This window comes from Chryseobacterium vaccae (assembly GCF_009602705.1).
Classification (GTDB): domain Bacteria; phylum Bacteroidota; class Bacteroidia; order Flavobacteriales; family Weeksellaceae; genus Chryseobacterium; species Chryseobacterium vaccae.
Genome location: NZ_VSWH01000001.1, coordinates 3,235,216 through 3,256,174, shown reverse-complemented (window position 1 = coordinate 3,256,174; position 20,959 = coordinate 3,235,216). Strand labels below are relative to the sequence as shown.

At 38.8% G+C, this 20,959-nt stretch carries 21 protein-coding genes; 3 read left to right on the top strand and 18 right to left on the bottom strand.

Annotated elements, in window-relative coordinates; all coding sequences use genetic code 11:
- Positions 1-7: 7 nt before the first annotated feature.
- The 14 genes from FW768_RS14770 to mraZ all read right to left on the bottom strand — a co-directional run bounded on the left by FW768_RS14770 (position 8) and on the right by mraZ (position 17,005).
- Positions 8-454 carry a GatB/YqeY domain-containing protein gene (locus tag FW768_RS14770; protein WP_153396660.1) on the bottom strand — a complete coding sequence of 149 codons (447 nt, stop codon included), beginning with the start codon at positions 452-454 and terminating at the stop codon, positions 8-10.
- Positions 455-540: 86 nt separating this feature from the next.
- Positions 541-2,463 carry a cell division protein FtsZ gene (ftsZ, locus tag FW768_RS14765; RefSeq protein WP_153396658.1) on the bottom strand — a complete coding sequence of 641 codons (1,923 nt, stop codon included), beginning with the start codon at positions 2,461-2,463 and terminating at the stop codon, positions 541-543.
- 119 nt (positions 2,464-2,582) lie between these two features.
- Positions 2,583-3,968, bottom strand: coding sequence for a cell division protein FtsA (ftsA, locus tag FW768_RS14760; RefSeq protein WP_153396656.1), 1,386 nt, complete (start codon positions 3,966-3,968; stop codon positions 2,583-2,585).
- A gap of 89 nt (positions 3,969-4,057) precedes the next feature.
- Entirely contained in the window at positions 4,058-5,023 is a 966-nt protein-coding gene (locus FW768_RS14755) for a cell division protein FtsQ/DivIB (RefSeq protein ID WP_153396654.1), read from the bottom strand.
- 53 nt (positions 5,024-5,076) lie between these two features.
- Complete coding sequence (gene murC / locus FW768_RS14750) at positions 5,077-6,435, bottom strand: UDP-N-acetylmuramate--L-alanine ligase (RefSeq protein ID WP_153396652.1); 1,359 nt, start codon at positions 6,433-6,435, stop codon at positions 5,077-5,079.
- 49 nt (positions 6,436-6,484) lie between these two features.
- The gene (murG, locus tag FW768_RS14745) at positions 6,485-7,582 is read right to left on the bottom strand and encodes an undecaprenyldiphospho-muramoylpentapeptide beta-N-acetylglucosaminyltransferase (protein ID WP_153396650.1); all 1,098 of its coding nucleotides are present in this window, start codon (positions 7,580-7,582) and stop codon (positions 6,485-6,487) included.
- A gap of 104 nt (positions 7,583-7,686) precedes the next feature.
- Positions 7,687-8,925, bottom strand: coding sequence for an FtsW/RodA/SpoVE family cell cycle protein (locus tag FW768_RS14740; protein WP_153396648.1), 1,239 nt, complete (start codon positions 8,923-8,925; stop codon positions 7,687-7,689).
- Positions 8,926-8,947: 22 nt separating this feature from the next.
- Positions 8,948-10,285: a UDP-N-acetylmuramoyl-L-alanine--D-glutamate ligase gene (murD, locus tag FW768_RS14735; RefSeq protein WP_153396646.1), complete on the bottom strand. Its 1,338-nt coding sequence runs from the start codon at positions 10,283-10,285 to the stop codon at positions 8,948-8,950.
- An 85-nt stretch (positions 10,286-10,370) separates the two neighbouring features.
- Complete coding sequence (gene mraY / locus FW768_RS14730; RefSeq protein WP_153396645.1) at positions 10,371-11,612, bottom strand: phospho-N-acetylmuramoyl-pentapeptide-transferase; 1,242 nt, start codon at positions 11,610-11,612, stop codon at positions 10,371-10,373.
- Between the two features lie 34 nt (positions 11,613-11,646).
- Positions 11,647-13,107, bottom strand: a complete 1,461-nt coding sequence (locus FW768_RS14725) for a UDP-N-acetylmuramoyl-L-alanyl-D-glutamate--2,6-diaminopimelate ligase (protein WP_153396643.1) — start codon at positions 13,105-13,107, stop codon at positions 11,647-11,649.
- A gap of 63 nt (positions 13,108-13,170) precedes the next feature.
- Complete coding sequence (locus tag FW768_RS14720) at positions 13,171-15,162, bottom strand: penicillin-binding transpeptidase domain-containing protein (RefSeq protein ID WP_153396641.1); 1,992 nt, start codon at positions 15,160-15,162, stop codon at positions 13,171-13,173.
- Positions 15,146-15,511 carry an FtsL-like putative cell division protein gene (locus FW768_RS14715; protein WP_153396639.1) on the bottom strand — a complete coding sequence of 122 codons (366 nt, stop codon included), beginning with the start codon at positions 15,509-15,511 and terminating at the stop codon, positions 15,146-15,148. Before FW768_RS14715 ends, FW768_RS14720 begins: the two co-directional genes overlap by 17 nt.
- A 100-nt stretch (positions 15,512-15,611) precedes the next feature.
- The gene (gene rsmH / locus FW768_RS14710; protein WP_153396637.1) at positions 15,612-16,505 is read right to left on the bottom strand and encodes a 16S rRNA (cytosine(1402)-N(4))-methyltransferase RsmH; all 894 of its coding nucleotides are present in this window, start codon (positions 16,503-16,505) and stop codon (positions 15,612-15,614) included.
- A 41-nt stretch (positions 16,506-16,546) separates the two neighbouring features.
- Positions 16,547-17,005 (bottom strand): division/cell wall cluster transcriptional repressor MraZ, encoded by a 459-nt coding sequence (mraZ, locus tag FW768_RS14705; protein WP_153396635.1) that lies wholly within the window; start codon positions 17,003-17,005, stop codon positions 16,547-16,549.
- A 272-nt stretch (positions 17,006-17,277) separates the two neighbouring features.
- Between mraZ and FW768_RS14700 the strand changes: the two genes are divergently transcribed.
- The 3 genes from FW768_RS14700 (at position 17,278) to FW768_RS14690 (ending at position 19,175) form a co-directional block, all read left to right on the top strand.
- A complete protein-coding gene (locus FW768_RS14700) occupies positions 17,278-18,039 on the top strand; it encodes an alpha/beta fold hydrolase (RefSeq protein ID WP_153396633.1) in 762 nt (253 codons plus the stop codon).
- A gap of 70 nt (positions 18,040-18,109) precedes the next feature.
- Positions 18,110-18,733: a ribosome biogenesis GTP-binding protein YihA/YsxC gene (yihA, locus tag FW768_RS14695; protein WP_153396632.1), complete on the top strand. Its 624-nt coding sequence runs from the start codon at positions 18,110-18,112 to the stop codon at positions 18,731-18,733.
- A complete protein-coding gene (locus tag FW768_RS14690) occupies positions 18,726-19,175 on the top strand; it encodes a GNAT family N-acetyltransferase (protein ID WP_153396630.1) in 450 nt (149 codons plus the stop codon). Before yihA ends, FW768_RS14690 begins: the two co-directional genes overlap by 8 nt.
- 82 nt (positions 19,176-19,257) lie before the next feature.
- On the opposite strand, the gene FW768_RS14685 is transcribed toward FW768_RS14690, so the two are convergent.
- From FW768_RS14685 to FW768_RS14670, 4 genes are all read right to left on the bottom strand, one after another.
- A complete protein-coding gene (locus FW768_RS14685; protein ID WP_153396628.1) occupies positions 19,258-19,548 on the bottom strand; it encodes a hypothetical protein in 291 nt (96 codons plus the stop codon).
- A 17-nt stretch (positions 19,549-19,565) separates the two neighbouring features.
- Positions 19,566-19,934 carry a DUF6232 family protein gene (locus tag FW768_RS14680; protein ID WP_153396626.1) on the bottom strand — a complete coding sequence of 123 codons (369 nt, stop codon included), beginning with the start codon at positions 19,932-19,934 and terminating at the stop codon, positions 19,566-19,568.
- A gap of 19 nt (positions 19,935-19,953) precedes the next feature.
- Entirely contained in the window at positions 19,954-20,160 is a 207-nt protein-coding gene (locus FW768_RS14675; protein WP_153396624.1) for a hypothetical protein, read from the bottom strand.
- A gap of 125 nt (positions 20,161-20,285) precedes the next feature.
- Positions 20,286-20,951 (bottom strand): response regulator, encoded by a 666-nt coding sequence (locus FW768_RS14670; protein WP_153396622.1) that lies wholly within the window; start codon positions 20,949-20,951, stop codon positions 20,286-20,288.
- Positions 20,952-20,959 lie beyond the last annotated feature (8 nt).

The window sequence follows — 20,959 nt, the reverse complement described above, 5'->3', positions numbered from 1 at the left end:
CGGCCAACTAAGAAAGGAGTTTTTTAGCCATCTCGGAAATACTTTTTCCGTCAGACTTTCCGGCTAATGCTTTTGAAGCTGCTCCCATTACCTTTCCCAGGTCCTTAATAGACTCGGCTCCGGTTTCTGAAATAATATTTTTAATCTCTGTTTCCAGCTCTTCTAAGGAAAGCTGTTTTGGCAGAAACTGCTCAATCACTTTCATCTGTGCTTCTTCTACTTCAGCAAGGTCATTTCTTCCCTGTGCAGCAAACTGTTCAAAAGAGTCTTTACGTTGTTTGATCATTCTCTGCAGAATTGCAATTTCCTGCTCTGCAGAAACTTCAGCACCTCTTGCTTCTGTTTGCAGAAGTAAGATCTGAGATTTTACAGCACGCAAAGAATCCAGAGCAACTCTGTCTTTTGCTCTCATGGCTGTTTTTATAGCTTCGCTTATGGTATTTTCTAAACTCATGTTTTATGCTTTTGGCTTCTGGCAGTTAGCTGCTCGCTTTGATGTGACTTTTAAAGCCATTTGCTAGTAGCTATCTGCCATCAGCATTAATCTACGTCTTTATTTAAAAATCTGTTTTCTCTCACCTGCATAGATCCGTTGTTATCAGACAGATAGGTATTGATGTTCTGGTCTGAGGCATTGGCTCCGTCGATAGAGATATTTTTTCTTTTGAAAGCAGGAATAGATTCAAATTCGCTGGAGCTGTCAAAACTCTGATATCTTGAATTGAACTCTTTCAGCTTGTTTCTTCTTTCCAATACTCTTTCCTGATCTACTGCTTTATTGACAAACGTGAATTCAGACTCTTCCGTTTTCGGAGTTTCCAGTTCTGTTGTATGCTCAACTGCAGGTTTGATTTCAACTTTTGGTTCTTCCTGTTTTGTCTGGAAGAACGTTTCAGTCTGTTGAACCGGTGTTTCAGTCAAAGTACTTACAGGTGCATTGAATTCTGCCTTAGGCTGCCCGAAATCAGTCTTTGGTTCATTGGATGAAGGCTGGTTTACAAAGAAGCTGAATTCTACAGGCTTTTCTTCTGAAAAAGAGGTATTGAAAGTGCTTCCTGATTGAGGCTCATCTTTTTTATTTTCAAAGTCAAATGAGAAAGACTGGATTTCTAAATCGTTTGGATCTTCACCCTCTTCATCATCAATAGAAAACAGGTTGTAGGCGTCCTGGCTGCTTTCTTCCTCATTTTTCCAGGCCTGTTCAGGAGTATTCAGGGTATCTTCTTTGTCTGTAAATCTAATTTCTGTTTTAATTTCCTCTTCCTCAATGATCATTTTTTTTTCAATAGATGTAGAACCAAACTGTGGAGTGTTATGGTCTTCGTCATCTAATCTGAAAAGATTTTTTCTGCCAAAATCGTGTGTTGCCTCAGGAGCAGATTCTCTTTCTTCTCTTGTTTTGAATGGTGAAGATTTTGGAGCATCAAAATTGTCATTAAGACTGATTCTGATTTTTTCTGTAGGTCCTGCAAATTTTTTGTTCTCATTGGAAAATCCTGTAGCGATAACAAGAACACTTACAGCATCTCCCAGTTCCTCATCTGCACCAACTCCGAAGATGATATCAGCGGTATTTCCTGCTTCTTTCTGAATATGATCCATGATGATACCTATTTCATCCATGGTAACTTCTTCTGCGCCACTTCTGATCAGTAACAGTACATTTTTGGCTCCTGTAATCTTATTGTCATTTAATAACGGGGAGTCAAGAGCTTTTCTTACGGCTTCTTCAGCTTTATTCTCTCCGGAAGCTGTTCCTGTAGACATCAGAGCTGTACCGGAATTCTGAAGCACTGATTTAGCATCTCTAAAGTCAATGTTTACATCAAAATATCCCGTAATAACTTCTGCCATTCCTTTGGCTGCATTGGCTAAAACTTCGTCTGCCTTGGAGAATCCCTGTTTGAATCCAAGATTTCCAAACTGCTGTCTTAGCTTATCGTTGTTGATGACAATTAATGAGTCAACGTTATTTTTTAGTTTATCAAGGCCGTTTTCAGCCTGATCTAATCTTCTTTTTCCTTCAAAGCTGAAAGGAACGGTAACAATACCTACCGTTAAAATTCCCATGTCTTTGGCTACTTTAGCAATAACAGGAGCGGCTCCTGTACCTGTACCACCACCCATTCCGGCAGTGATGAACACCATTTTCGTGTTCTGGCCCATAGCAGCTTTAATATCTTCAATGCTTTCAATAGCTGATTTTTCTCCAACTTCAGGATCAGCGCCGGCACCAAGGCCTTCAGTGATGGTAGTTCCCAACTGTACTTTGTTGGCAACAGGGTTATTATCTAAAGTCTGGGCATCTGTATTGCAGATCACGAAATCTACTCCGTGAATTCCTTTCTCGTACATGTGTTTCAGAGCATTGTTTCCGCCGCCACCTACACCGATCACTTTTATAATGGATGAATTTCCTTTTGGCAAATCAAATGAAAATCCTTGTGTACCTATATTTTCCATAACTATATTTTTAATAATTGATAACTGATAACGATGGCTGATAAATGTTTTATTTAGTTTAAGATAATAAATCTCCTGCTATTTCTGATAATATTTATCACATCTTTTATCATTTATATTTATTCTACTTCTTCAAAGAATTTTTTTACTTTTTCCATGAGTGACTGTCCAAAGGTCAGTTTCGCTCTTTTGTTTTCCTGCTGTTCGGTTAAAACGGGGTTTTCCTCAACGGGAACAGCCTGCTGAACCTGTTGTTGTACCGTTTCTGCCTGTATGCTGTCCGTAACTTCTGTTTTCTGTTCTTCCAAAACAGGTTCTGTAATATCAGCATTTTGCTTCTTGTCCCTGATCTTTAAACTTTCCATAAGCAAGCCGATAGAGGTAGCAAATTCCGGACCTTTCAGGTACTGGTTTTTATCGTTGGCAATATATTCATTGGCAAAACCGATTCTGCTGTCGAAACCTGTTGTGTAATTGGCCAGCTGACGAAGATGCTTCAGGTTTGAACCGCCTCCTGTAAGGACAATTCCTGCAATAAGCTTCTTTTTCTGTTCAAATGCACCGTACGCCTTCAATTCTGTATTTACCATTTCAAGGATCTCTTCTACTCTGGCATTGATGATTTGTGCTAAAGTTTTTAGAGAAATCTCTTTGTCTGGTCTGCCGTGAAGTCCGGGAATGGTAACAAATGTACTGTCTTTTTCCAATTCGGGAACTGCTGAACCGAATTTTACTTTCAGCTGTTCTGCATGTTTTTCGATAATGGAACAGCCTTCTTTGATATCTTCCGTAATAATGCCTCCTCCGTAAGGAATTACGCATGTGTGGCGGATGATATTATCTTTAAAAATAGCTATATCTGTAGTACCACCACCAATATCTACGATAGCAACACCGGCTTCTTTTTCTTCTTTGGTAAGTACTGCTTCTGAAGAGGCTAGAGGTTCCAGGGTAAGGGCTTCCATTTCCAGGCCTGCTTCTCTTACACATCTTGCGATATTTCGGATGCTGCCCATCTGTCCCACTACAACGTGGAAGTTAGCTTCTAAACGCTTTCCGTGCATTCCTACAGGTTCCTGAATTTCGCCTTCGGAATCTACTTTATACTCTTGAGGAAGTACGTGGATGATTTCTTCACCGGGAAGCATAACCAGTTTTTTTACCTGATCTTTCAGTGCTTCAATGTCATCATCTGTAATAAATTTATCCGGATGTTCACGCATAATATAATCGGAATGCTGCAGTGAACGGATGTGTTTTCCTGCGATACCGACTGTGACTTTACGGATGGGAACACCTGCGCTGGACTGTGCCTCAGAAACGGCAGCCTTGATTGAATTAATGGTCTGTGAGATATTGTTCACAATACCTTTATGAACTCCAAGACTTTTGGCCTTCCCTACACCGAGAACTTCTATTTTCCCGTGTGCATTCCTCCTTCCGACAATCGCGACAATCTTTGTTGTCCCGATGTCCAGACCTACTGAATACTCTTGATTTTCCATTTGTTTATATCGATTTGATTTTTTTTCTACTTTTTTCCCGATTGGATCTTATCCAATTTTGTGCTAAAATGTCTTTCTGAGACTAGATTTTATTCTATTTTGACCTTTGCTTTGGGCTTTGCCGCTGCTGGCTTTTTCTCTGCTTTCTTCGTTTCCTTTGGTTTGGCCGTTGTTTTTGGCTTTATATTTTCTTTTGGCTTTGCTGAGGATGAAGCCGGTTTCTTTTTTTCAGCGGGTTTGGGTGCTAAATCAGGTTTCTTCGCTGATGTAGGGATTGGGGCTTTTGCAAGCTCCTTATTTCCTGCCTTCAGAATACTGTCATTTTCTTTAAAATAAGGATTTAAAGTGGTTACAATCTGGTTTTGGTATTTCACGGAGACCATATTGTATTTCTGAGGATCCTGATAGACCAGGTATTTTTCTACAAACGCTTTAAAACCTTTTACTTTAAATTCAATATTATCAAGATCACCTATTTCTACTTTATAATTTCCTTCACTGGTCAGGAGATTATAATCGTCCTTGTATTTGGAGATTCCGATAAAGAATTTTTTGCTGAAATTATCTTTGTCTATTTTTTCTACCAATTCAGCCAGCTTCTGATATTCCTCGGGTTTTACATTTCCCGTTACGAGCATGCAAGGATGAGAATAGGTCTTTGAAATAGGAAACTCTGTTCCTTTCTGGTCTACATAAAAATCTCTTCCGTCCTTGTTAAGTCTGAAAACAGGAACTCTTTGTTTAATATCCAAGTTCAGTTTACCATTTAGATTTAAATATACATTAGCACTGTCTACGGCAGGAAGGGAGTTAATCTTCTTTTCCAGTGCGGGAATATTGAGATCTCCAACTTTTCCTGAAGGGTTTTCTTTTTTGACAATGGCTCTTATATCTTTTTCATCGATAAAGTAAACCGGTGTTTTTTCATTCATTTTTACAGAAATCTTTTGGTCCGTAATCTTCTGACCACTGAATCTCTTTAATGAGAAACTCAGCAGTAATCCTAAGATGATCACAGTGACCGCAATTTTTAATATTCTGTATTTTTTTTTCATTTTTTTCTATAAGCGCTATTGCCGCAAGTTTTTTTATTCAGTTTGGATTAAACTTATATTTTTGAAATCCATTCACAAACAGGGTCGTACAGGGTGTCTATATTTCCTGCGCCAACGGTTAGAAGAATGTCAAAATCTTTTTCTTTTATCTTTTCAAAAGCATCGGATAATGCTGATACTTCTTTTTTATCTAAGGTTACTTTTTCCAAAAGCCAGTCTGAGGTAATTCCTTCAAAATTTTCCTGAAGTTCTCTTGCAGGATAGATGTCCAGAAGGATCAGCTCATCAGAATTGCTGAGGCTTTCCGCAAATCCGTCAGCAAAGTCTCTTGTTCTGCTGAACAGATGCGGTTGAAATACCACCAATAATTTTTTATCCGGATAAAAAGTTCTTACTGAACTCATTACGGCATTGATCTCTGTTGGATGATGGGCGTAATCATCGATGTAGATTTTACCGTTTGGATAAATATGTTTGGTATATCTTCTCTTAATGCCTTTAAAATTGGCAATTGCCTTTTTCAGGGTCTCAAAATCTACGCCTAAATTGTGCAGGATAGCCAATGCCGCCGTGGCGTTTTCCACGTTGTGGATACCCGGGATTTCCCAAACGAAATCTTTTATGGTTTCAGTCGGGGTATGGAAATCAAAATAGATTTTATCGTGATCCATACGCAGATTATCTGAATAGTAATCTGCTTTTTCATTAACGGCATAGGTCTGATGCGCTCTGCCTATTTCTAGTCCTTTTCTCACAAACAGCTGTCTGTCTTCCGGAACCAGTGCTGCAAACTGTCTGAATCCTTCCTCAATATGGCTTTTGTCGCCATAAATATCAAGATGGTCTGCATCGGTAGAGGTAATAACCGCCCAGTCCGGAGAAAGATTCAGGAAGCTTCTGTCATATTCATCCGCTTCTACTACTGAATATTGTGTTCCATTGTACAGAAAGTTAGACTTAAAGTTCTCAGAAATTCCTCCTAAAAAGCATGAGAAAGGAAGATCTGCTTCTTTACACAAATGGGAAACCAGAGTAGAGGTGGTGGTTTTTCCATGGGTTCCGGCTACCGCAATACATTCTGTATTTTCTGTGATCAGTCCTAATACTTTGGCACGTTTTAAAACTTCAAACTGGTTTTGATTGAAATAATCAAGGATTCCCAGTGTTTTAATAGCCGGAGTATAGATCACCAGAGTGTCTTCTTTGTGAAGGGAAGTAATTCTTTCGTCAAGAATATCCTCAAAAGCAATATCAATTCCTTCTTTCATCAGCTGTTGAGTCAGTTTGGTATCGGTTTTATCATATCCCAATACTTTTTTGCCTGATGCGTTGAAGTAACGCGCCAGAGCACTCATCCCGATCCCGCCGATTCCGACGAAGTAAAATTTCTGATATGTTTCTAAAATATTCATTTCTTTTTGTATTACTCTATGATGTAGAATGTATTGTTATTACTATTTTCTACAACTTTTTCATTATTTCGTCTACAATCTGTTTTGCGGCATCAGGCTTGGCAAAATATTCCAGATTGTCAGACATTTCTTTTCTTAAATTTTCGCTTTCGCAAATCTCTGATAAGGTGTTCCAGAATTTCTCCTGCATTTCAGAGTCTTTTACCATTCTGGCTGCATTTTTTTCAACCAGATTCATGGCATTTTTGGTCTGGTGGTCTTCTGCCGCAAACGGGAAAGGGACCAACAGAACCGGTTTTTTTGCTACGGCCAGTTCTGAGATGGCAATGGCTCCGGCTCTCGAAACAATAATATCTGCTGCGGAATAGGCCAGTTCCATGTCTTTAATGAATTCACGTATCTGGATATTTCGGGTATCAACATCTTTTGTCTCTTCAATAATATTTTGATAATCGAGTTTTCCTGTTTGCCAGATCAGCTGATAGTCTTTGTTTATGATGTCATTTAAATGCGATTTCCAGGCATTATTTAATGTTCTGGAGCCCAAAGATCCGCCTACGGAAAGGATGGTCAGCTTATCTTTGCTTATTCCCATTTTTTCTTTGGCAAGAGCGGTTTCCGTCATTCCGGTAACGATATTCTCACGAATCGGGTTACCCAGGAATTTTATTTTTTCTGCTGGGAAGCCTTCTACTTTCGGATAGGCTGTAAATACGGCCTTTGCTTTCTTGCTCAGAATCTTATTGGTTACTCCTGCGTGGGCATTCTGTTCCTGAATAAAGATTGGGATTCCCATTTTGCTTGCTTCATATAAGGCCGGACCGCTGGCAAAACCACCTGTTCCGACAGCAAAATCCGGAGCAAAACTTTTAATGATTTTTTTGGATCTGGACAGGCTTTTCAGAATTTTGAAAGGCAGGCCCAGATTGGATAAAAGGTTCCCTCTGTCTATTCCGGCGATATCAATTCCTTCAATTTTATAGCCGGCCTGAGGAACTTTTTCCATTTCCATTTTTCCGTTGGCTCCGATGAACAAAAATTCTGTATCAGGAAATCTTTTTCTGATTTCGTCTGCAATGGCGATTGCCGGGAAGATGTGTCCTCCTGTTCCGCCGCCGGATAATACTACTTTTAATTTTTTGTTCATTTTAATGGGGCCGTGCCCGGTTTTATTTTAATTCAATATTCAAATTTCAATATAATAGGATTTTATCCTATTCTTTGTTAAATCGTCCCTTTGGGACTTTTGTTTTATGCGATATCGTTAATTTCTGCTATGCTTTGTTTTTTGCCCATTCCTTCTTCATCGTAGATCTGTATTCTTGAGCTTATATTTAAAATAATTCCCAGCTGAAGGTAGGTTACCAGCATTGAGGTTCCTCCGTAGCTGATAAGTGGCAGCGGCTGTCCGGTTACTGGAATCAGGTTGACGGCAACGGCTATATTTACTGAGAGCTGTATGAAGATCATTACCCCGAGACTGAGCACCAGCAGCGACCCAAAAAAGGCGGGCATTTTACTGGCTATCATGACAATCCGGATCATCATAATCAAATAGAGGCTTATCAGAAAGGCGGCACCTATCAATCCGTATTCTTCTACGATAACGGCGAAGATAAAGTCGGAGGCAGACTGGGGAAGCATTTGTTTCAGTGCGCTTTTTCCTGGCCCCATTCCGGTAATTCCACCATGAACGATGGCTGCTTTAGCCTGCATTACCTGATAGTTTTTTGCTTTTACGCTTTCGTCATCTACGTCAGCTGTTTTGGCCTTGCTGGAGGTAAATGTTTCGATACGGCTCATCCAGGTATGTACACGGTTTCCTCCGATCATGTTGGTATTCAGTGCAATCAGCAGGAAGAAGACAATGGCTACAAATGATGCGGAGATAAATCCGGCAATGTATTTCCAGTGAAGCTGTCCTATGATGAGAACCACTACGGAAACCATTAGAATCATCAAAGCGGTTGAACCGTTATCCTTGGCTACCAGTACAAATACAAGAAGAATTGGCCCGAAAATGTACATGATATTTTCTATCGGGAGTCTTTCTCTGGTTATTTTCTTTGTTAAATATCTGCACAGGTAAATAATCAGCATTAAAAAGGCGAATGATGACGGTTGGAATGAAATTGGAGTTCCGGGAATTTTAAGCCATCTGGAAGCACTGGCTCCGTCGATGGTTTGGCCCGTAAACATGGTAACGATCAATAGAACAATCATCAGGCCCAGCAGGATGCTGCTGAGTTTTCCGATGTATTCATATTTTACGGTTCCTACCAGTCTCATGATTCCAAGACCTAAGACTACAAAGAACATATGCTTGATAACGTGACCGGTGGTGGTCCCGTTATTGACAATGTATTCGAGATTTGAACTTGCAGAATATACAGGGAAGATAGAGAAAATGGAAATCACAAGAATGACCATCCAAAGTACTTTATCGCCCTTTAGAAATTCAAATCTGCTTTCTGTGTTCTGTTCGTCCATATTTAATGCTATTGGCTTCTGGCTAATGGCCATTGGCTTTTAATACCTGTTCTTTAAATTGTTTTCCTCTGTCTTCATAGCTTTTGAAAAGATCAAAACTTGCGCAACATGGGGAAAGTAAAACGGTATCTCCGTTCTTTGCCAGAGATTTTGATATTCTTACGGCTTCTTCCATGCTTGAAGTATCGTAGATGAATTCTTTTTTGTTTTTAAAGAAGTCTATGATCTTCTGGTTGTCTATTCCAAGGCAGACAATGGCTTTTACCTTTCTTTTCACCAGATCCTCAATTTCTGAGTAGTCGTTTCCTTTATCCAGTCCTCCTACAATCCATACGGTAGGCGTTTTCATACTTTCTAAAGCGTAATAGGTGGCGTTTACGTTGGTTGCCTTACTGTCGTTGATGTATTTTACTCCTTCAATTTCAGTTACAAATTCCAGCCTGTGTTCTACTGCTTGGAAAGTCATCAGGGAATTTCTGATGCTGTCATTGTTGATTTCCAGTATTTTACCTGCAATAGATGCGGCTAAACTGTTGGCAACATTGTGGTTTCCGAGAAGTGAAAGTTCATCAATTTTCATGGTGAACTCATCTTTCATCTTAACTTCAATTTTATCTTCATTGATAAAACCTCCTTCTGCCAGTTTTTCCTTGGTTGAAAAAGGGATCATTTTGGCTCTGATCTCCAGTTTTTCAAGAATATTTTTGCTCATTTCATCATCTTTATTGTAGATGAAGAAATTGTCATTTTCCTGATTTTCAGCGATTCGGAATTTAGCCAATGCATATTCCTCATAGTTGTAGTTGTACTGATCCAGGTGATCCTGAGACAGGTTCAATAGAAGGGAAATATAAGGTCTGAAGTTCTGAATATCATCTAATTGGAAAGAGCTTACTTCCAGGACATAATATTCATGGTTTTCATCAGCAACCTGTCTGGCAAAGCTGTAGCCAATGTTTCCGCCTAAGCCTACATTCAATCCGTCATTTTTCAGGATATAATAGATCAGGGAAGTTGTGGTGGTTTTTCCGTTACTTCCGGTGATGGCGATAATTTTAGCATTGGTGAATTCTGACGCAAATTCTATTTCAGAGGAAAGTCTGATTCCTTTCTCATGAATTTTATGGATGATTTCTGCCTTTTTGGGAATTCCCGGGCTTTTTACAATCCAGTCTGCGTTTAAAATTCTTTCTTCGTTGTGATTTCCTTCTTCAAATTCAATTTCATTTTCAGTCAGAAACTGTTTGTAGTGATCCTTAATAGCTCCCTTGTCTGAAAGAAAAACTTCCAGACCTTGTTTTTTAGCCAAATAAGCAGCACCACATCCGCTTTCTCCTCCTCCTAAAACAACTATTTTCATAATTAATTTTTTTGTAAAATGTAAATTGTAAAACGTACAATGTAAGGGTGTCTTTTACATCAATACTTTCTACTTTTTACAAAAATTATCTCATTTTCAGTGTGATCAGACATATAATAGCCAGTATTACTCCAATAATAATCATACGGTTCACGATTTTACTTTCGTGGAAACCTTCTTTCTGATAGTGGTGGTGTAATGGTGACATTCTGAACAGTCTATTGTTTTGGGCATATTCCAGCCCATATTTTTTCTTTCTGTATTTGAAAACGATTACCTGAAGCATCACGGATAGGTTTTCGATTAAGAAAATTCCGCATAAAACAGGAATCAGTAATTCTTTTCTCAGGATAATGGCCAGAACGGCAATTACGCCTCCCAGCATTAAACTTCCGGTATCTCCCATAAAAACCTGTGCAGGATAGGTATTGTACCAGAAAAAGCCAATTACGGCACCTACCATGGCTACTGCAAAAATGGTGGTTTCTCCCATATTCGGAAGGAACATGATGTTGAGATAATCTGCGAAGATAATGTTCCCGGAAAGGTAGGCGAACAATGCAAGGGTGAGCAGTATGACTACACTGGTTCCTGCGGCAAGACCGTCTATACCGTCTGTAATGTTGGCTCCGTTGGATACGGCGGTTACAATGAAGATAACAATAGGAATAAAGACAATCCATGCCCACTCATGGGCATCTTTATCATTCATCCAGAACAGAATTCCGCTGTAATCGAATTCATTATTTTTAGCAAAAGGAACGGTAGAGACTGTAATTTTTTCTGTAGGCATAAAGTTTTGTTCTACATTGTTCCGGTTCACTACTTTTGCATCGGCATATTTTCTTTTAACGGTAATGTCCGGATGGAAATACATGGTGATTCCGACAATCAGTCCCAGTCCCACCTGTCCGACTACTTTAAATTTACCGCTCAGACCGTCTTTATTTTTTTTGATTTTCTTTAAATAATCATCCAGAAAACCGATTGCACCCATCCATAACATAGAAACCAGCAGGAGAACAATGTAGACGTTAGTGATCCTTGTAAATAGTAGGACCGGAATGATGGTTGCCAGAATGATGATTAGTCCTCCCATGGTAGGGGTTCCTTCTTTCTGCTTTTGCCCGTCTAATCCAAGATCGCGTACCAGTTCACCCATTTGTTTCGTTCTCAGGTAGTTGATTACTCTTTTTCCGTAAACCAGAGCAATGACCAGAGAAAAAAGCACGGCGATCCCTGCACGGAAGGAAATGTATTTCAACATTCCTAATCCGGGGATATGGATTCCATGGCTGGTTAAGTATTCGTATAGATAGTATAGCATGTTGTCAAGTTTTAATTAATGATCGTTTTAAATTCTATTTACTCATTAATTTCCAAAGTTCATTAATCGTTTCTTTATCGTCAAAATGATGTTTTACACCATTGATTTCCTGATAGGTTTCGTGTCCTTTTCCGGCTACGAGAACAATATCTTTCGGTTCTGCAAATTTTATAGCCATTTTGATGGCTTCTTTTCTGTCTGGAATTGAAGTGTATTTGCTGAAGTTCTGAGGTTCAACGCCTGCTTCAATTTCTTTGATGATCTGCGCGGGATCTTCTGTTCTCGGATTGTCTGAAGTGATAATCGCCAGTGTTGATTTTTTGGTGGCAATATTTCCCATTTCAGGTCTTTTCGAGTGGTCTCTGTCACCTCCGCATCCAAAAACAGTGATAAGTCTTTCATTTTTGGTTCTGATATCGTTGATGCTGTCCAGAATGTTTTCTAAGGCATCTGGTGTGTGGGCATAATCTACAATGAAGAAAATTCCGCCATCTGATCTGAATGTTTCAAATCTTCCGGAAACTCTTTTTAATTTACTTACAGCCTGAAGAACTTCATCCTGCTCAAAACCCAGTTCTTCTGCGATTCCGAAAACCAAAAGAAGGTTATAGACATTGAATTTTCCGGTCAGCGTTGTCCAGAATTCTTTTCCGTTGAAATTTAAAAGCATTCCGTTAAAATCAACTTCAAGAAGCTTTCCATGGTAATCTGCCATCGTTTTCAAAGCATAAGATTTTTTCTTTGCTTTGGTGTTCTGAAGCATCACATTTCCGTTTTTGTCATCAACATTGGTAATGGCAACGGCTGTACCTTCCAGTTCGTCGAAAAATCTTTTTTTGGTTTTAAGATATTCGCCAAAGGTTTTATGATAATCTAAATGATCGTGGGTAAGATTGGTAAATCCTGCCACTTTGAAGTGCAATCCTTCGATTCTGTTTTGTGCAATCCCGTGGGAACTTACTTCCATAAAAGCAAATTCACATCCTTTTTCCACTGCTTCAGCCAGAATTTTATTGATGGTGATCACATCCGGAGTGGTATGGGTGGCGGGAATGATTTCTTCTCCTATTCTGATCTCAACTGTTGAAAGTAAGGCAGAATCATAGCCCATATTTTTGAAAACATCAAAAAGCAGGGTAGAGACAGATGTTTTTCCGTTGGTTCCTGTAACTCCTACCAGTTTTAATTTTCTGGAAGGGTTTCCATAGAAATTAGAAGCGAGATGTCCTAAAGCTTTGGATGAATCTTTTACCTGTATATAGGTTATATTTTCTGCCAATACTTCCGGAAGTTCTTCGCAGACAATTGTTGCGGCTCCTTTTTCAATTGCTGAGGAAATGAAAGAGTGGCCATCAGAAACAGTTCCTTTTATTGCAATATAAAGGGAGTTTTCTGTAGCTTTTCTACTGTCAAACACCAATTCGGTAACTTCACGGCTGCTGTTGCCATGAATTGCTGTTACCGGGATTCTGTTTACTAATTCTGTTATTATCATTTTTATTAATAGGATTGCATCCTATTCCTTGTTAAATCGTCCCTTCGGGACTTTGTTTTTCTATTAATTCTGCAGCGATAAATAAATTCTCTGGTTCTTGCTGATCGTAGTACCTTCCAGTGGGAATTGCTCTTTGATCCTTCCAACTCCTTTGTAATCGACACGGTATCCTAAGTTTTCCAGTTGTGGAATTACATTTTTACCAATAAGTCCTACTACGTTAGGCATTTGTTTATCATTAACTGCTACTTTGACGTTAGGTTCAACCATTTTGCTTAGGTCTACCCTTTTGTCTACCAGCATTTCTTTTTCAATATTCTGTGGTGTTTTCAGGAATGTTTTTCCTGCGATTTCCTTAAATACGGGTGCAGAAACGGCTCCTCCATAAAATCCTTTTGCTGTATTGGGTTCGCTGACCATTACATAGCAGGTGTACTTCGGACTATCCGCGGGATAGAAACCAGCGAATGAAGCACGGTATTTCATTGGACCAGGAAGCCAATATTCAAATCTTGCCGTTCCTGTTTTTCCGGCCATTTTAAGGTTCGGGGTGAAGATGCTTCGTCCGGTTCCTTTTTCTACGGCTTTGGTCAGAGCGCTGGTCATCATTTTAATTGCTTTTTCGGAAGCCATTTTGTTGACCATTACTTCCGGCTTGGCGCTGTACATTACTTTTCCGTCTTTCATGATCTTGTCAATGAAAAGTGGCTTCACCATTTTACCACCATTAGCAACCCCATTATAGAAAGTTGTTAACTGTAGTAGATTGATATTTGAGGAGTACCCGAAAGAAATGGAGGCCAGGGTAGCAGCGTTCCATCTCGAGTGCTGCGGGGTCAGGATTTTAGGCTTTGTGATTCCCGGCAGTTCGATATCCATTTTATCGAATAATTTCCAGCGTTTCAGATGATCCAGAAATATCTGTGGTTTTTCTGCATAGTATTTTGTGATCAGTTTTGCGGTACCCACATTACTGGATTTTGCAAGAACATCACTGATGTCGTAGGTTCCTCCACCGTGGCCGTCTGAAATTCTTTGTTTGGCATAAACCCATACTCCGTTTCCTACGTTTACTGTGGTGTTTTCATCAATAAAGCCGTCATCCATTGCGGCAAGCAGAGAGATGGTTTTAAAGGTGGAACCGGGTTCGATGTTATCTTTTAAGGCGTAGTTGTAAGAGTCTTCATATTCGCCTGATTCTGTTCTTTTTAGGTTGACAAGCGCGCGTACTTTTCCGGTTTCTACCTCCATCACGATCACGGTTCCGTGCTTTGCTTCGTAATTGATAAGCTGTTTTTCTAACGCGGAGTGTGCAATATCCTGAATTCTAAGGTCCAGGGTTGTATATACGTCTTCTCCGTCTACAGGCTCCTTAACTTTCCAGTAATCAATTGGTTTCCATTGAGAGGAATTGATTCTCTGCTCCAGTCTTTTTCCGTCGGTTCCGGTCAGGTATTTGGAGAAAGCACCTTCCAGTCCGGATTTTAATTCACCGTTATCCATCCCGATGGTTCCGGCTCCGATTTCTGAAGTGGCTAATTCCCTTTTGTAGTTTCTGTCAACGATAAATCCTCCTTTATTTTTTCCTTTTTTGAAGATCGGAAAGTTTCGGATTCTGTCGTACTGGTCGAAATCTAGCCCTTTTACTAAGGTATAGTATTGGTTTTTTTTCTTTTTCTGCTCATCAAATTTCTGTCTGAATTCTCCTCTGGATTTTCCAAACATTTTGCTCAAAGAATCAGTAAGTGCCCCAATATTGTTGGTGTAGACACTGTCTTTCATAGTTTTAAAATCAAGATAGATGTCATAACGCATTACGGTGGTAGCCAGAATAGAACCGTCTGAGGCGAAAAGGTTTCCGCGGGCAGCTTTCAGGGTTGCTTCGCGATAATTTTTATTAATGTAATCGTCTTTAATTTCCTGAACGTTAGTGTTTTGCAGGATTACAATCCTTGTAAGAAACATTACGAATACGCACAGAGCTGCCACTGCGAAGAGATAGCCCCACCTTAACGTTTTTTTACGTTTGTTGTCGTATTCATTTTGTTTTTGCATCTGTACTGTCTAGTTTAATTAGCAGTTTGTGAGGATGATTTTCAAGGGTCATTAAAGAATCCCTTGCTACTTCTTTCCCCAGCTCCGATTCCATTTTTACTTTGATCAGCTTACTCTGGGCGTAAGCGTTTCTTGATTTATATTCTTCTGTTTCTTCTTTTAAAGCATTAACAATTTTAATTTTTTTGTTGACGAGATGGTTGCTATAAATCATGGCCATCATCAGGATGAACAACAACAGAAAATACTTGTAATGTATTTTGATTTCATCACGGTTCAGAAAATTTCCTTTTATAATGTCTATAAAAGTGAGTCTTTTCTGGGGGCGATTTGTTGTTCTTTTTGCCAATTTATTTGTTTGTCAATTTGCTTTGCAGTGAATTCACTTCGTGGTCAATTGTCAATTTTGTGATGTGAAAAAATCACTATTGACTTTCCACAATTCACTTTTATATTTTAATTCCTGTTCTCATTTTAGCACTTCGGGCTCTGGAATTTTCTTCGATTTCCTCACTGTCTGGGATAACCGCTTTACTTTTCAGAAGCTCAAATGCTTTTTTATAATTTCCGTAGATGTCTCTTTCCGGTTCACCTTCAAACATTCCGTTCTTTAAGAATCTTTTTACCAGACGGTCTTCTAATGAATGGTAAGAAATAACGACCAGTCTTCCTTCCGGTTTCAGAACGTTGTAGGCCTGAACGAGCATTTCTTTTAAAACCTCCAGCTCCTGATTTACTTCAATTCTTATGGCCTGGAAAAGCTGGGCATAGAATTTATTAACCTTATGGGGCGGAATGTAGCTGAATAGCCTTTTCAGGTCTTCCGTGGTATTGATGATCTTCGTTTTTCTGTGATGAACGATTTCTCTCGCCAGCTTTCTTGCTTCTCTCAGTTCTCCGTAGTGGTAGAAAATGTCAGCAAGCTCTTCTTCTCCGTATTCATTAATCACCCGTTTAGCATCAAGATTCTGCATCACGTTCATTCTCATGTCCAGAGGGGCATCACTTCTTGTTGAAAATCCTCTTTCTGCCTCATCAAACTGATGGGATGAAACGCCTAAGTCTGCCAGGATTCCGTCTACCTGAGGAACTCCATACATCAGCAGGGAGTTTTCCAGAAATCTGAAATTCTGGTTTACCAGTGTAAATCTGGGATCATCAATTGCATTTTTAAGAGCATCAAGATCCTGATCAAAACTGAACAATCTTCCTTTGTCCGAAAGCCTGTTCAGGATTTCCCTGGAGTGGCCTCCGCCTCCAAAAGTGCAGTCCACGTATATTCCGTCCGGATTCGTCACCAAATCATCAACACTCTGCTTTAATAAAACGGGGTTATGGTACATGCTTAACTTGTGTTTTTTATCACGCTACAACTGCGTGGTTCTTATTCTTCATCGAAAGAGCCCATCACATCTTCAGCAAGGCTGGCAAAATCGGCTTCGTTGGTTGCGATCACCTTTTCATAGGCTTCTTTATCCCAAATTTCGAAAAGCTCTCCTGCGCTGGTAATTACAGTATCTTTCTGAAGGTTTGCAAAGGTTACCAGGTCTTTAGAGATCTGAAGCCTTCCTGCATTATCCAGTTCTACTGTTTTTACGCCTGCCGTAAACATTCGTATGAAATCAGCATTCTTTTTAATGAATCTGTTTAATTTATTTATTTTGCCCATCAGTTTGTCCCATGCATTCATTGGGTAAACTTCCAGGCAGGGTTGGAACACAGATCTCTTGACTACAAACGCCTTATCGTCGAAGTTTTCCATCTGTTTGATTAAAGATGAAGGAACTTTTAAGCGGCCTTTGTCGTCAATTTTACACTCATATGTCCCAATGAAATTTTTCATTTGGGACAAATTTATATAAAAGTTTCCAAAATTTCCCACTTTTTCCCACTTTTTGACTTAATGTTAATAAGTTTTATTAAAGATTTAGTTTTTAAGGGATAAGTAGCTGGTATCCGGATTGTTGTGAAAAGTCTTATTTAGGCCATACTAAAGTGGTTTTGAAAAAAATGAAGAAAAAGGGGGAGATTATATTATTTTTATTTTAAATTAGGGTAATCAAAATATTTTTGAGGTTTAATTTGTATTTTTGCAAGGCTTTATTAAGGCATTATATGATATTTAGTACAAAAAAAGAAAAGAAATATACTTTTGTAGAGGCGGGAGAAGGACATCCATTGGTGCTGTTGCACGGTTTAATGGGTGGTTTGAGTAATTTCGATAAAATGGTAGATTTTTTTTCGGAAAGAGGTTTCAAGGTATATGTGCCTCAGCTGCCGATCTATGATCTGCCGGTACTCAATACGAATCTTACCACGCTTGCAAAATATATTATCAAGTTTATTGAGAGCCATATTTCAGGACCTGTTACTATTGTAGGAAACTCAATGGGAGGTCATGTTGGGCTTATTTTAACCCTGGCAAGACCGGATCTGGTAAAGAATCTTGTTCTTACCGGAAGTTCAGGTCTGTACGAAAGAACTTTCGGAGATAGTTTTCCCCGAAAGAATGACCGTTCCTATATCAGAAAGAAAACGGAAGAGGTTTTTTACGACCCGGCGATTGCAACAGAAGATCTTGTAGATGAAGTATTTTCTGTAGTGAACGACAGAATGAAAGGAATCAAAACGGTGATGCTGGCAAGAAGTGCCATCAAGCACAACATGCTGAATGATCTTCCGAAGATTAAAACCCCGACTTGTCTGATCTGGGGAAAACAGGATAATGTAACACCACCGGAAGTAGCAGAGGATATGCATAAGTTTATCCCGAATTCAGATCTGTTCTGGCTTGATCACTGTGGACATGCTGCCATGATGGAAAAACCGGATGAGTTCAACGAAACTCTGTACAGCTGGTTAAAAGATAAAGTGTAAATACATACAACATATAAATGACCATTAAGAGCTTTTCTTAATGGTTTATTTTTCTAAAAATATTCGAGAAATGGTTATTAAAACAGCAAATTTTGTAAAGAGCAGCGGAAAATGGCAGGACTGTCCTGAGCCTACACTTCCTGAATATGCTTTTATCGGAAGGTCTAATGTAGGAAAATCGTCCCTGATCAATGCGATGATGAATCATAAAGATCTGGCCAAAACTTCACAGACTCCGGGAAAAACACAGCTGATCAATCATTTTTTAGTAAATGAAAACTGGTATCTTACCGATTTACCGGGGTATGGTTATGCCAAAGTTTCCAAGTCTATAAGAAAGGATTTTGAAAAGCTGATCACCAATTATATTTTAAACAGGAGGAATCTGGTGAATCTTTTTGTTTTGGTAGATTCCCGGCATACTCCGCAAAAAATTGATCTGGAGTTTATTCAGTGGTGTGGAGAAAGCGGAGTTCCTTTTTCCATTGTTTTCACAAAAGTTGATAAGCTGAAACCCAATGTTGCCATTCAGAATGTAGAAAATTACAAGAATGAACTGCATAAGGCCTGGGAAGATCTGCCGGAATTATATGTTACTTCGGCTGAAAAGAAGGAAGGCTGCGGTGAAATTCTGGATTTCATTGAAAAGACAAACGACTTTTTAACGCTTAATCATGTCACTTTTGATGAGTAATATAGTCTGGAAGATCAAAACGTTTGATGAGTTTACCGTACCGGAGCTGTATGCTATTTTGAAAGCACGTATTGATGTATTTGTCATAGAGCAGAACTGCCCTTATCCTGATCTGGATAATTATGATCAGAAAGCTATTCATATATGGGCAGAGGAACATGGAGATATTCTTGCTTACTGCCGTATTTTTGATAAGGGTATCAAATATGATGAGACTTCTATAGGAAGAGTTCTTACTACTGAAATAGCAAGAGGAAAGAATTTAGGAAAGCAGTTGATACAATATGCTGTGGAGACGATAGAAAACCGTTTTCATACAACAGCAGTAAGAATTTCTGCACAGGATTATTTACTGAGGTTTTACTCCGGATTCGGATTTGAAGATACCGGAAAAAAATATCTGGAAGACGATATTCCGCATACGGAAATGGTCAGAAAATAATAAAAGCGAAGAGAGATCTTCGCTTTTTTGATATATGATGAGTGTTTTTAGTTTTTTTGATTGAAAGCAGGGTGATAAAAGCTTAGTTACACCCTGAGCAATAGGAACGGTCTACATATTGTTTACTGTTTCCAGTGTAATAATAGCAGCCACCTCTTTTGCCTACATAAAGTTGATTTCCATTATAAGTACATCCTCTGCCTGAGGAGTAAGAGGTGAAACTTCTGCTATTGCTGCTTTTTTTGCTTTTTGATTTTTTTTTCTTTGGCTTTTTGTTAGAGAGTTCAGACTTAGACTTTAGTGGTGCTGCCGTGAAGCTGGCAGGAAGTAATAGACCTAAGCCTAAGAGGGTGGTGAAGAGTAGTTTTTTCATAGTAGAATTGTTTTTAATTAACCTCGATGAATGATGGCATCATTTAATGCATTGACGATTTTTTGAATGTAATCTCTGTTTTTTGAAGTGATACTGTTAGCTTCTCCTGCATTCGTGCTTATTCTCACAGCATACTCATTCTTAAGTGACAACAGCCACAAGATCCCTAAAGCGATAATTATTATTCCTATCCAGAAAATATCCTTTGAGAAAAGAAGAAATAATCCGAAAATGATCATTAATACTGCTTTAGTTTTACTTTTAATTATTTCAAAAACATGAACAGAAGATATATTTCTCATGGCATATGTTTTTGATTCGGTAACATACCGGGATTGTGTAACTGTTACAAACCCGTCTTGGTAAAATGTAAGTTCGTTTTCCATGATCTAAGTCTTGTTTTGATTATTTGGTATGACAGGCATTTGAGCAATGATAACAACCGTTTGATCTTGAATGCTCTTTTTTTGCTTCCCTTACGGCCTCCTCACAAGAGGAAAATATACCTAAGTATTTTCTGTTTTCAATATTTGGCAGAAATAAGCAATTTTCGTTATGCACCTCATGATCTCCATTAGATTGTGCTGTTTTGTTTACATAGTACTTTTTCATAATCGTTTGTTTTAATTGATTTATATTTCAAAAGTAATATCCTTTAAAACCCAATCCTTACGGGAATCCGTAAAACAAAAAGCCTCTCAAAAAAATGAAAGGCTGTATCATGAGTATTTGAAATATTAAATAACCCCCAGATCTTTACAAAACGCAATAAGCTGTTCGTTACTGGTTACCTGCAGGTCTTCTTTTAAGCTGTTCAGCTTTTTTTCTACGCTGCTCAGGCCGTTGGGAGTAATTCCTTTTGCTTTAAGGTGATCTGGAATATTCTTTTGAAGAATTCCTTTGGCAAGGAGAGAGACGATGTTGATATCATAGGCTGTAAATTCGTAGCTGTTGAGTTTTTTAACTTCCTGTTTCAGGTCGAAAGACAGATAGTTTTCGTTGATAAAAACAGAAGCAATGGATTTTTTTAATTCTTTTGAGTCATTTCTTGCTTTACGGACGTAGCCATTGATGTGGTATTGGGTAAAAAGGGAGTCTATTACTCCGGATCTATGTTCTGCAGAAAAAACAATCACTTTAATGGAGGGTTGCAATTCCCGGATCTTCTGGATGAGCTCAGTTCCGTTTTTTATGATTTGCTCACGGTGGTCTTCTTCAAAGAAAAGATCGGTGATGAGCAAATCATACGGATCATTTTCCCGGATGGATTTTTGGATTTTAGCTAATGCATCATCGCAATAATACACATAATCTGCATTGGTAATATGAAGGTCTTCTAGTGTTTTCTGTACAGAGATACTGCTGCTTTCGTGGTCTTCGGCTATTAAGATTTTTTCGAACATTTTTTTAC

Excerpts from the sequence above, each read along its gene's own strand:
- FW768_RS14770 (WP_153396660.1), bottom strand. The coding sequence starts at position 454 with ATGAGTTTAGAAAATACCATAAGCGAAGCTATAAAAACAGCCATGAGA.
- ftsZ (WP_153396658.1), bottom strand. The coding sequence starts at position 2,463 with ATGGAAAATATAGGTACACAAGGATTTTCATTTGATTTGCCAAAAGGA.
- ftsA (WP_153396656.1), bottom strand. The coding sequence starts at position 3,968 with ATGGAAAATCAAGAGTATTCAGTAGGTCTGGACATCGGGACAACAAAG.
- FW768_RS14755 (WP_153396654.1), bottom strand. The coding sequence starts at position 5,023 with ATGAAAAAAAAATACAGAATATTAAAAATTGCGGTCACTGTGATCATC.
- murC (WP_153396652.1), bottom strand. The coding sequence starts at position 6,435 with ATGAATATTTTAGAAACATATCAGAAATTTTACTTCGTCGGAATCGGC.
- murG (WP_153396650.1), bottom strand. The coding sequence starts at position 7,582 with ATGAACAAAAAATTAAAAGTAGTATTATCCGGCGGCGGAACAGGAGGA.
- FW768_RS14740 (WP_153396648.1), bottom strand. The coding sequence starts at position 8,925 with ATGGACGAACAGAACACAGAAAGCAGATTTGAATTTCTAAAGGGCGAT.
- murD (WP_153396646.1), bottom strand. The coding sequence starts at position 10,285 with ATGAAAATAGTTGTTTTAGGAGGAGGAGAAAGCGGATGTGGTGCTGCT.
- mraY (WP_153396645.1), bottom strand. The coding sequence starts at position 11,612 with ATGCTATACTATCTATACGAATACTTAACCAGCCATGGAATCCATATC.
- FW768_RS14725 (WP_153396643.1), bottom strand. The coding sequence starts at position 13,107 with ATGATAATAACAGAATTAGTAAACAGAATCCCGGTAACAGCAATTCAT.
- FW768_RS14720 (WP_153396641.1), bottom strand. The coding sequence starts at position 15,162 with ATGCAAAAACAAAATGAATACGACAACAAACGTAAAAAAACGTTAAGG.
- rsmH (WP_153396637.1), bottom strand. The coding sequence starts at position 16,505 with ATGTACCATAACCCCGTTTTATTAAAGCAGAGTGTTGATGATTTGGTG.
- mraZ (WP_153396635.1), bottom strand. The coding sequence starts at position 17,005 with ATGAAAAATTTCATTGGGACATATGAGTGTAAAATTGACGACAAAGGC.
- FW768_RS14700 (WP_153396633.1), top strand. The coding sequence starts at position 17,278 with ATGATATTTAGTACAAAAAAAGAAAAGAAATATACTTTTGTAGAGGCG.
- yihA (WP_153396632.1), top strand. The coding sequence starts at position 18,110 with ATGGTTATTAAAACAGCAAATTTTGTAAAGAGCAGCGGAAAATGGCAG.
- FW768_RS14690 (WP_153396630.1), top strand. The coding sequence starts at position 18,726 with ATGAGTAATATAGTCTGGAAGATCAAAACGTTTGATGAGTTTACCGTA.
- FW768_RS14685 (WP_153396628.1), bottom strand. The coding sequence starts at position 19,548 with ATGAAAAAACTACTCTTCACCACCCTCTTAGGCTTAGGTCTATTACTT.
- FW768_RS14680 (WP_153396626.1), bottom strand. The coding sequence starts at position 19,934 with ATGGAAAACGAACTTACATTTTACCAAGACGGGTTTGTAACAGTTACA.
- FW768_RS14675 (WP_153396624.1), bottom strand. The coding sequence starts at position 20,160 with ATGAAAAAGTACTATGTAAACAAAACAGCACAATCTAATGGAGATCAT.
- FW768_RS14670 (WP_153396622.1), bottom strand. The coding sequence starts at position 20,951 with ATGTTCGAAAAAATCTTAATAGCCGAAGACCACGAAAGCAGCAGTATC.